5 protein-coding genes are annotated in these 10,404 nt (G+C 71.8%); 3 read left to right on the forward strand and 2 right to left on the reverse strand.

All coding sequences use genetic code 11. From position 1 onward, the window contains the following. The first annotated feature begins 28 nt into the window (after positions 1-28). The gene (locus tag QHF84_RS42055) at positions 29-1,192 is read left to right on the forward strand and encodes a hypothetical protein (protein WP_281319207.1); all 1,164 of its coding nucleotides are present in this window, start codon (positions 29-31) and stop codon (positions 1,190-1,192) included. A gap of 136 nt (positions 1,193-1,328) precedes the next feature. After that, positions 1,329-4,784 (forward strand): hypothetical protein, encoded by a 3,456-nt coding sequence (locus QHF84_RS42060; protein ID WP_281319208.1) that lies wholly within the window; start codon positions 1,329-1,331, stop codon positions 4,782-4,784. A 431-nt stretch (positions 4,785-5,215) separates the two neighbouring features. Here QHF84_RS42060 and QHF84_RS42065 read toward each other — a convergent pair whose 3' ends face one another. Further along, the gene (locus tag QHF84_RS42065; protein WP_281319209.1) at positions 5,216-7,204 is read right to left on the reverse strand and encodes a thioredoxin domain-containing protein; all 1,989 of its coding nucleotides are present in this window, start codon (positions 7,202-7,204) and stop codon (positions 5,216-5,218) included. A 281-nt stretch (positions 7,205-7,485) separates the two neighbouring features. Then, on the reverse strand, positions 7,486-8,007 hold the full coding sequence (locus tag QHF84_RS42070) for a hypothetical protein (RefSeq protein WP_281319210.1): 522 nt from the start codon (positions 8,005-8,007) through the stop codon (positions 7,486-7,488). Positions 8,008-8,127: 120 nt separating this feature from the next. On the opposite strand from QHF84_RS42070, the gene QHF84_RS42075 reads away from it, so the two are divergent. Then, the coding region (locus tag QHF84_RS42075; protein ID WP_281319211.1) for a serine/threonine-protein kinase at positions 8,128-10,404 on the forward strand (2,277 nt) is incomplete at its 3' end.

A 10,404-nucleotide genomic window follows, 5' to 3' on the forward strand; every position in this document is an offset into this window, starting at 1 on the left:
ACCGGGCGGGCATGCTCCGCTCGGCTGCATGGCACGCGCGAACGTCGTCTTCCTGGGTGTTGCGATCACGCTCCTCGGGGGCTGCTCCGAGCCGGCCGGCACCGCGCGTACGTGCAGCGGCGTCGCGCTCGACGGCGCGCTTTTGATGCTCGCCACGAACCTGCAGGCGAGTGGCCTCGGGCGCATCGACGAGGCTGGCTGCTTGACCGAGATCCCGGACATCGCGCTCGGCGTCGATCCGCTGCTCTCCTCCGGCTTCGGCGGACCGTTCGTGTGCGTACGAGATCAAGGGATCGTGCGCGAGGTCGATCCGGATTCGCTCGCGCTCGGGCGCACGTGGGTCGCGTTCGGCGAGTCCGAGACGACGTTCGAGCTCGCGACGGGCGGCAAAGCGGGCGGACCGCACAACCCGCACGACGCGGATCTCGACGCGGAAGGGAGGCTCTGGGTCGCGCGGTACGAGCAGCCCGGCGTCGCGGTGATCGAGCCCGACGGGAGCTTCGGCGGCACCGTCGATCTCTCGATGTTCGCCGACGTCGACGGCCTGCCCGAGATCGAGGCGCTGCGTGTCGTCGGCGATCGCGTCTTCGCGTCCGTGCAGCGCCTCGATCGCCGCACGTGGAAGCCCGCGGAGAACGGCGCGCTCGTGGTGATCGACCTCGCCTCGCGCAGCGTCACGGGCTCCGTCGACCTCGGCGGGAAAAACCCGTTCGGCCGCATGAGGCCGGTGCCGTGGGATCCTTCGGGCAAGACCGTGGTGCTCGCGATGCCGGGCGACTTTTACGCGATCGACGAGGGCCACGCGGCCGCGATCGTGGATCTCGACACCCTCGCGGTGACGGGCATCGCCGAGGAGAGCACGTTCGATGGATCCCTCGCCGAAGTCGAGCTCGCGGCGCCGGACGAGGCGTATGCGATCGTCGCGGGCACCGGGCTCGAGAACGCGACACGCCTCGTGCGGTTCGATCCGTCCGGACAAACCGAGCCGATCGTCCTGGCCGATACGCGGGAAGGTGGCCAGGGCGGTAACTACGACTACTGGGGCCTCGCGGTGGTCGGTCGGCACGTGCTCCTCGGCGACAAGGCGTACGGCGCGCCTGCGATCCACATCATCGAGCGCGTGACGGGACGTGAGGTCGGCACCCTCGCGCCCGAGCGCCTTCCGCCCGTGTCGCTCTTGCCTTTGCCGTAGAGCGTCGGCCAGCGCTCAGAGCGACGCTTGGACGCGCCGCGCTGCGCTCCAAACCGACGCATTCGCCCTTGTGCCTCCTGGGCGAACTTCGTTTACCATCGATGGAAACCCCTTGGCTGATCGAGCCCCTTCATCGATGTTGAGCTCTGCGCTCGCCGAGCGTGGCGTGCCGATGCGTTCCCTCGAAGAGGCGATCGCGCGGCAGGTCGTGCACGGCGGTGACCTCGTGACGAACCTGCTCGAGGTCGGCGGCGCCCGCGAGGAGATGCTCGTGCCTCTGCTCGCCGAGGTGCTCGGCCTCGAAGAGGCGCCCTCGGGCAAACTCCCGCTGCCGCCCCCGCCTGTGCTGCGCCTCGTGCCCGGGGATCTCGCGATAAGGCACGGCATCTTTCCGCTCGCGCTCACGCGGCGCGTGCTCACGATCGCCACCGCCGAGCCTCTCTCGCCGGCCGTCGAAGGCGACCTCGCCTTCGCGCTCGCCGTCGAGATCCGGCAGAGCGTCGCGCCGCTCGTGCGCATCCGTCAGGCGATCGCCGAGGCCTACCAGATCCCGCTCGATCGTCGCTTCCTCCGGCTCGTCGCCAAGCTCGAGAGCCGCCCCGATCCGAGCCCGACGGTCATGCCGCCGCGAAGCACCGGCTCCTCGCGTCCGCCGCCGGAGCGCGCCCCGGAGCCTCCCATCGCGACGCCGCATCCGCCGACGCAGACGCCGCCGACGCAGACGCCGGACACGCTCGTCGCGGGAGCCGCGCCGCCGATCGTCCCGACACGCACGAAGCTCTCGGCCACGCCCATCGGCGCGCGCGCGGCTCGCTCGGAGCACCCCAAGCCCGCGCCGACCGTCGCAGTCATCGAGCCCGCGCCCGCGCCCGTCGCCCTTCCTCCGCCTCTGCCGCGCCCGCGCACCAGCGACGAGATGCCCGAGACCATCGCCGCGCCGCCGGAGCCGGCGCCGATCGCAGACGCGATCGACGAGGAAGAGGCGCCTGTCTCGCGAAGGCCCGAGCGCCTCGTGCGACGCGAGTCGAACCGCACCCGCACGAGCACCAGCGTGCTTCGCCGCGCGGTCACGGGCGATCGCAAGACACGCGTTGCGGAGGCTCCGGACCGCCGCGCCGCGCGGCCCCGTCGCAAGGGCCCGTTCACCACGGCGATGGCCGAAGAAGAGCTCGGCGAGGCGACCACGACCGACGAGGTCCTCGACATCTTCTTCGCGTTCGCCCACCAGTTCTTCGAGTACACGGCGCTCTTCGTCGTGCACGGCGACGTCGCGGATGGACGTGACGCCTCGGGCCCCGGCGCGGGCGCGGCGCGGCTCATGTCGCTCTCCGTGCCCCTCGGCCGCCCGAGCGTGCTCGCCCTCGCCCGCGAGCGCAGGGCGCCCGTGATCATGCCGCCTGCTGTCGGCGACCTCGACGTCGACATCGCCTCCGAGCTCGGTCGATCGGGTCGCACGGATGCGGGGACGCGCGCCGCCGCCGTGCTGGTCCTGCCGATCGTCGTGCGAAACCGGACCGTCGCGCTGCTCTACGGCGACGACGGCGCCGTCGACGTGGAGCTCTCCGCGCTCGGCGACGTCATCGCCATCGCGGGCCTCACCGCCGAGGCGCTCGAGCGCGCCATCCTGCGGAAGAAGCGCGGCGGCGCGGCGGGCGACGTTGCCCCGGCCAAGCGCCCTCCCAAGCCCGCACCTCCGCCGCAGGCCCCGGGCGCGGCCCGGCAGGTCGGGCTCGTCGCGCTCGCCCGCGCCTTCGAGTTGCCCGCGCGCTCGGCGGACGCCTCCGAGCCTCCGGCGCCGGCGGCCGAACCCAAATCCCCGCCGGCGGCCATCTCCACGATCGCCGTCACCTTGCCGTCCGCCTCCGCGATGGCGCCGGCCATGCTCCACGCGAGCCCGAAGCCGGCCGCGGACGAGACCTCCTTCGCGGGCCTCGCGTCGAGCCAGCCGAGCCCCGCGCCCCGGCCGGCCCCCGAGCCGCCACGCGTGGCCCCTTCGGCCCCCGCGCCCGCGGCCCCGGCCCCCGCGGCCCCTGCACTCGTGGAGACGCTCCAGAGCCCCACGCCCGCGCCGAGCTCCGCCGCCCCGCGCGCCGAGCCCCTCGCCCTGCGCCCCCCCGACTCCGACAGCGCCTGGGACCTCACCGGACGCCGCGGCGGCCCCGTGTCCCGTCGCCGCCGCACGCCCCTCGGCGTCGTCGCCACGGGCCGCGTGCGCCTCGGACCCACCACGCCCCCGCCTCCCCCCATCACGGCCGTCTCCCGGCCTCCAGAGGCCGGCCCAGCGCCCGCCCCAGCCCCGCCCCCGCGCGCCGCGCGCCGGGCCATCGCGCCGAGCTTCGGCGGTCGTAGCAAGGCCTCCCTGGGCCTCGGCGCGCAGCCCTTGCCCCCGGAGCCGCCGCCCAACGCCATCGCCGCGCCGCCGACGCCTCCCGTGCCCCCCGTGCGGCCCGTGGTGCCCACGGCGCCCGCGCCTCCGCCCGACGCCTTCGCGCCCCCGCCCCAGGTCCCCGCGGTGCCGCCTGCGCCCGCGCCCCCCGTGCGTGTCCCACCCCCAGGCGGCGAGACGAACTCGCCCCTGCCCCCGGAGACGCTCCCCGGCCCGCCTGTCGATGCTTGGGCCCTCCGCTCGCCCAAGGACGAACCCAGCGTCACCCCCGCCGCCGACTGGAACGTCGCGCCCGCGGGCAGCACGCTCCCGAGCCGCGCACGCACCGCGGGCCCCGATCCCATCGCCCTCGTGCAGCGCTTCCTCGAATCCGGCGCCGAGGACGGCGAGGCCCAGAAGGATCTCGTCCGCCTCGGCGAGGCCGCGATGCACGCCATCATGGCCCGCTTCCCCGGCCCACTTCGCCTCGACCCGCGTGTCCTCTCACGCGGCGCCGAGCTGCCGCTCGCCTCGCGCAGCGGCCCTCTGCTCGGCCTCATCGTCGCGATGGGCCGTCCCGCCGTGCCCTTCCTCGCCGTGCGCAGCACCGCCGGTGATCCCGACGTCCGGTTCTGGGCAACGCACCTGCTCGGCGAGCTCATGTACCCAGAGAGCGCGGAGGCCATCTCCAAGCGCCTCTTCGACGACGCCGCCCCAGTTCGTCGTGTCGCACGTCGCGCCGCCGCATCGCTCGTCGCCGCAGGCCCCACGACCGAGGCGCCCATCCTCCCGTCACTCGAGCGTCTCGCGCGGACCACGACCGAGCGCGTCGGCCGGCGTCTGTTCGCCATCGAAGCCCTCGGCGAGATCGCCGCCGCAAAGTCGGTCCCAGCGCTCATCGCAACACTCGGCGAGACGACCACGGAGCTCGTGGAAGCAGCACATCGCGCACTCGTGCTCGTCACACGGCACGACTTCGGCCGCGACGCACGCAAGTGGAACGCCTTCTGGACCACGGACGGCACACGCAGCCGCGTCGAGTGGCTCATCGACGCACTCCTCTCGGACTCAGCCACACTCCGCCGCGCCGCCGCAGAGGAGCTCGCTCCACTCGTCGGTCGAGATCTCGGCTACTACGACGATCTCCCCGAAGACGAACGCGAGGCCGCGCAGGTCCGCTACGTGCTCTGGTGGGAACAAGAAGGCCGCCACAAGAAGCGCGGTTGAGTGTTGTCGAAGGCGCCGCGCTGGGGCGTTGCCCCAGGCCCCAGCAGGGGCTGTCCGCCCCTGCACCCGGACCAGCGCAAGCGCTGGACTCGGGGTCGATGAACTGCGCTCCGCGCAGTTCATCGAACAGGCCAGGTCGAGACCAACGACGACCCTGCCAACCAAGACCGCAGCGCTGACGTTTCAACCGGCAACGTGCCGCTGCGTGCGACGACCTTCGCGGTCTTGCCACCGGCCCGTCGGAAGAACTGCGCATCGCGCAGTTCTTCCGCCCTCGGTCCAGGCCGTGCCTGGTCCGGGTCGAGGGGCGGACAGCCCCCGCGGGGTCCGGGGCAGCGCCCCGGCGCGACGCCTTGCGAGCACAAAAAGCCACGAGGGGGCTCGAGGCCCCCTCGTGGTGTGTTTCATCGATCGTCAGGAACGGTCACCGCTCACTTCTTCGCGGCGCCGGACTCCTTGATGACGAGATCGATCATCTTCTTGAACTTCGGGAACGGCTGGGCACCGCTGATGAAGTAGCCCTCCGCCTTGCCCGCGGCTGCGATGTGGAAGCCCGGCGTGCCGCTGATGCCCGCCTTGTCTGCCACGCCGCTCTCGCTCTCGATGAACTTCTTGTGCGCCTCGGTATCGAGGGCGGACTTGAACTTCCCGAGGTCGAGGCCCTGCTCCTCCGCGTACTTCTCGAGCGTCGTACGGGCGAACGCGTCGGGCGTACCGGCGCCCTTGAAGAGCGCGTCGTGCATCTTCCAGAAGCCCTCGTTGCCCTTCTGCTTCTTGGCCTCCTCGGCCGCGAGCGCTGCGGGCATCGCGTTCTTGTGGAACGGCAGCGGCTTGTGACGCCAGACGATCTTCACCTTGTCGCCGTAGGCCTTCTCGACCTGGGCGACCGTGTCCTCTGCGCGCTTGCAGAAGGGGCACTCGAAGTCGCTGAAGATCTGCATCACGACCTTCGCCTTGTCGTTGCCCTTCCAGGCAGCTTCGGCGGGGGCCGCGTCGACGGTCTTCTTCTCCGGCGGGGGCGGCGTCTTCCCGTCCTTGATGATCTCGTTGTAGAGATCCTTCGCGGCGACGCCCTTGCCGAGCAGCTCCTGCGCCTTCTTGATCTCCTCGTCGATGACGGCCTTGAACTTCTCGATCGGCTGGGCGCCGACGAGACGGCGGCCGTTGATGAAGAAGTGCGGCGTGCCGCTCGCCTGGAGCTCGTCGGCGAGGTCCTGATCGGCCGTGATCTCGGCGCCGTACTTCTTGTCGAGGATCGCGGTCTTCACCTTGTCGACGTTCAGGCCGAGCTCCTTGGCGTAGCCGAGCAGATCGTCGTCGGTGAGCTTCTGCTGGTTCTTCCAGAGCAGATCGTAGGCGGCCCAGAAGCCCGCCTCGCCCTTCTGGGCGCGGGCCTCACGCGCGAGCTCCGCGGCCGGCTCGGCGCGCGGGTGCATCGGCAGCGGGTTGTCCTTCCACACGATGCGGACCTTGTCGCCGTAGGTCTTCACGACCTCGTCGAGCGTGGGCACCACGCGGCTGCAGAAGGGGCACTGGAAATCGGACCACTCGATGATCGTGACGAGCGCCGTCTCGGGGCCCTTCGTGGGCGACGTGCCGACGGGCACCTTCCAGACGGTCTTGTCCTCTTGCTGCGCCTGGTCGCGGTTCGCCGGCGGGGGCGCCTTCGCCTTGTTCTCCTGCGAGAGCTTGGCGTAGACCTTCTCCGGCTTCGTCCCGGCCTTGATCGCGGCGTCGGCGGCCTTGAGCTGCTCGTCGATCACCTGCTTGAACTTGTCGATCGGCTGCGCGCCGCTGAGCAGGATGCCGTTGATGAACGACGCCGGCGTACCGGAGACGCCCGCGGCCTTACCGGCGGCGAGGTCGGCGTCCACCTTCGCGGCGAACTCCTGCTTGTCGTAGGCGGCCTTGAACTTGGCCTTGTCCACGCCCGCCTGCGCGGCCCACTGCTCGAAGTTCTCGGGCGTGAGGGCGCGCTGGTTCTGGAACGCGAGCTCGTGGAACTTCCAGAAGGCCTCGGGGCCCTTCATGCGGAACACGGTCTCGGCCGCGACGGACGCGGGACGCGCGTTCTTGTGGAAGGGCAGGGGGTTCGACTTCCAGATGATGCGGAGCTTCTGCGGGCCGTACTGCTCGCGGAGCTGCGTCAGGGTCGTCTCGACCTTGCTGCAGAAGGGGCACTCGAAGTCGCTGAAGAGCACCAGCGTGACGGGCGCGTTCGGGTTGCCCCACGTGGGATCCTTCGACGAGACGGGGACCGACGCGTCGCTGTGATCCCACGTCCCGCCGGCGACGTACTCCTGCGTCGCCTCGGCGCTGGCCGAGTGGCCGCCGCCGGCGCCGCGATCGATGCCCCACATCAGCGCCATCCCTGCCATGAAGCAGAGAAGGAAGCCGACGATGGCGGTTCCTTTGTTCATGTTTCTTCTCTTTCTTTCCGAGCACGGTGCTGCCCGCGCGGCGCTCCTCATCGCGCTGCGAGAGCTCGACACCTCGATCGCCCCGACGAATGTTCTTCGGGACGAAAATCCACGATCTCGCGCGTCGTCTTTCGATCGACGCTGCCGTGACACGTGCGGACCGGTGACGCCCCCCCGCCTTCAACCGGAAGGGGCGTGGAGCCGATTCGCGAGTTTTCCTCTTCGCGCTGGATCGCTTGCATTCGTCTGTCGCTCGCGCGCGCGAACGACCACGACAAGCGTCAGGCGCGAGGAGGCCGATCGATCTCTCGGCGAACACCCCGGAGTGGGGCGCCCTCCACCGGCGGGTACGCCGGGAGCTCGACGGCGAAGGCCGGTCGGAGATCGAAGGACGCCGAAAGCATGGCGTCCGGTACCGTTGCGACGAACGACGCGATGGGGTTCTGCTCGCCGTGCGAGGGACCGAGGGCCGGACCGAATTCCGTCCCGTCACACGAGACCCCCGCGTCGATGCGCGCGTCGGTCATCGGGTGGATCCGCCCTGGCGCGACTGCCGTGGCGCCGCGTTCGTCACACATCGCCGCGATCTGAGGATCGACCTCGTCGTTCGGCGCTGTGGGCGCGCTGCAGTCCACCACGTCCTCGCCCTCCGGCTGCGCCACACGCGGCGCAATGCCCAAGGAGGACGAAGCATCGTCTTCGCAAGCCGGTACGATCGCTGCGTATGCGCGGAGCGGCACGAGCCACGCCACGGCGAACACCGCCGCGACGGCCAGCGCACGAAGAACCGCGAACCGCAACATCCGACCTATCCATAGCCGACCGGAGGGCCCGCGGCAATTGTCTGTGGTCCTCCATGCGCGTCGCGACTTCCAGATGCCGAATTATTGGCCCACCTTGTCTTACATTTCTAGCGTGTGGGCATGGCGACTGCCCCCCTCGACATGGATCGCGCCGGCGTGGACGGCGCGGCGCAGGCGACGCGAGCTTCGGACCTCGCCGCTCCGCACGACGACGAGCGCGCCGGCGCGGGGCCCGGCGAGGAGCTTCCGCGCGTCCTCGGCCGATATCTCCTGCTTCGCCGCATCGCGCGCGGGGGCATGGGCGAGGTCTACCTCGCGTCGACCATGGGCATCGAGGGCGCCGAGCGGCCTGTCGTCGTGAAGGTCATTCGCCGCGATCACGCGAGTGATCCGAGCTTCATCGCGCGCTTCCTCGACGAGGCCCGCGTGCAGGCCCAGCTCCAGCACTCCGGCGTCGCGCAGGTCCTCGAGGCCTCGCTCGACGACGAGACCGGCGAGCCGTACGCGGTCGTCGAGCATGTCGAGGGCAAGAGCCTCGGCGACGTGCGCGGCCGCGCGCATGCGCTCGGATATCGCGTCGGCTGGGCCGAGGCCGTCGCCGTCGCCACGATGATCGCCGAGGCCCTCGCGCACGTCCACGAGCGCAAGGATCCCGCGGGCCGCGCGCTCGCGATCGTGCACCGCGATCTCTCCCCGCAGAACGTGATGGTCAGCTACGCGGGCGACGTGAAGATCATCGACTTCGGCACCGCGCGCGGCATGAACCGCCGTTGCCGCACGGTGAGCGGCGTCGTCTTCGCCAAACCCGGCTACGTCGCGCCCGAGGTCGCGAACGGCGACACCGGCGACGCGCGCGTCGACGTCTACGCGCTCGGCGTGATGCTCTGGGAGCTCTGCGCGGGCCGGCGCTTCTTGCAGGGCGACGCGGCCGTGCACATGGCCGCCGTCGCGCGGAACGCGCAGAACCTCCCGCCCATCGCCGCGCAGATCGGCGCGCCGCCCGAGCTCGACACGATCCTCGCGAAGCTCACGGCCTTCGATCGCGAGGCGCGCTACGGCCTCGCGCGTGTGGCCGCGCGTGACCTCGCAAAACTCCTCGGCGCCGCGCCTCCCTTGCCCGGCGGCGAGCGCGGCGTGCGCGCGCGGACGCAGTACCTCATGCAGTCGCTCTTCCCGAGCGAGCCCGCGAAGAGCCGCCGCGAGTTCGCGCGACTCGTCACGGCCGCGCGCGCCACCTTCGAGGCCACGATCGAGGAGAAGGCCCGCCCCGCGGCGCCGCAGGCTCTTCCTGCCGAGGAAGAGGGCCTCTTGCCCGGCACGCGCCTCCGGCTCGTGCGCGAGCTCGGCGGCGGCGCCACGAGCGTCGTGCACGAGGCCGAGCACGTGGATCTCGGCCGCCGCGTGGCCGTGAAGATCCTCGCCCCCGAGCACGGCGCCTCGCCCGAGTTCGCTGCGCGCTTCCGGCACGAGGCCCGCGCGATGTCGCGCCTCTCGCACGAAGGGCTCGTCGACCTCTACGACTTCGGCCGCGCCGCGGACGGCCGCCTCTTCTGCGTGATGGAGCTGCTCGAAGGCGAGACGCTCGAAGCCCTGATCTCGCGCGAGCGCGAGGTCGACTGGCAACGCGCGCTGCGCATCGTGATCCGCGCGCTCGGCGCCCTCGAGGTCGCGCACACCGCGGGCATCGTCCACCGCGACGTCAAACCCGCGAACGTCTTCTTGACCCAGAGCGGCTGCGTAAAAGTGCTCGACTTCGGCCTCGCGCACACGCCCGAGGACATCGGCGAGGCTGTCCTCGGCGCGCCGGGCGGCGACAACGCGGTCGCGGCCGGCTTCACGCTCTTCGGCACGCCCGAGTACATGGCGCCCGAGCAGGCGGCGGGCGGTCGCGTCGACGGACGCGCCGACCTCTACGCGCTCGGCTGCGTGCTCTACGAGATGCTCACCGGCTCGCTGCCCTTCACGGGCGCGAGCGCCGCCGCGATCGTCGACGCGAAGATGAAGGGCAGCCCCGAACGGCCGCGGGATCGCGCGCCTGGCAAGCGCTTGCCCGAGGCCGTCGACGAGCTCGTCATGCGCGCCCTCTCGCGCCACCCCGGCCTGCGTTTCCAGAGCGCCGCCGAGATGCGCGAGGCCGCGATGCTCGCCCTCGGCGCCCCGGTGCGCGCGCGCCGTCGCCGCAGGACCGCGGGGTTTGCCGCCCTCGCCGCCGCGATGGCGTTCGCGACCGTCCTGCTCGCCGGCAAGGCGAGGGACATCGGCGCGATGATCCCCGTCGCCTGGAAGTCCGCGCCCACGCCCGCCGTCGTGGCAGAGCCCGCGCCCGCCGCCGCGCCCGCGGCCGATCCGGCCCCCGCCGTCGCCGAGGCCGCCGCGCCCGCGGCCGACCCCGCATCC

The organism is Polyangium sp. y55x31 (genome assembly GCF_029946505.1).
Classification (GTDB): Bacteria; Myxococcota_A; Polyangia; order Polyangiales; family Polyangiaceae; genus Polyangium.

Excerpts from the sequence above, each read along its gene's own strand:
- QHF84_RS42055 (WP_281319207.1), top strand. The coding sequence starts at position 29 with ATGGCACGCGCGAACGTCGTCTTCCTGGGTGTTGCGATCACGCTCCTC.
- QHF84_RS42065 (WP_281319209.1), bottom strand. The coding sequence starts at position 7,204 with ATGAACAAAGGAACCGCCATCGTCGGCTTCCTTCTCTGCTTCATGGCA.
- QHF84_RS42060 (WP_281319208.1), top strand. The coding sequence starts at position 1,329 with ATGTTGAGCTCTGCGCTCGCCGAGCGTGGCGTGCCGATGCGTTCCCTC.
- QHF84_RS42070 (WP_281319210.1), bottom strand. The coding sequence starts at position 8,007 with ATGTTGCGGTTCGCGGTTCTTCGTGCGCTGGCCGTCGCGGCGGTGTTC.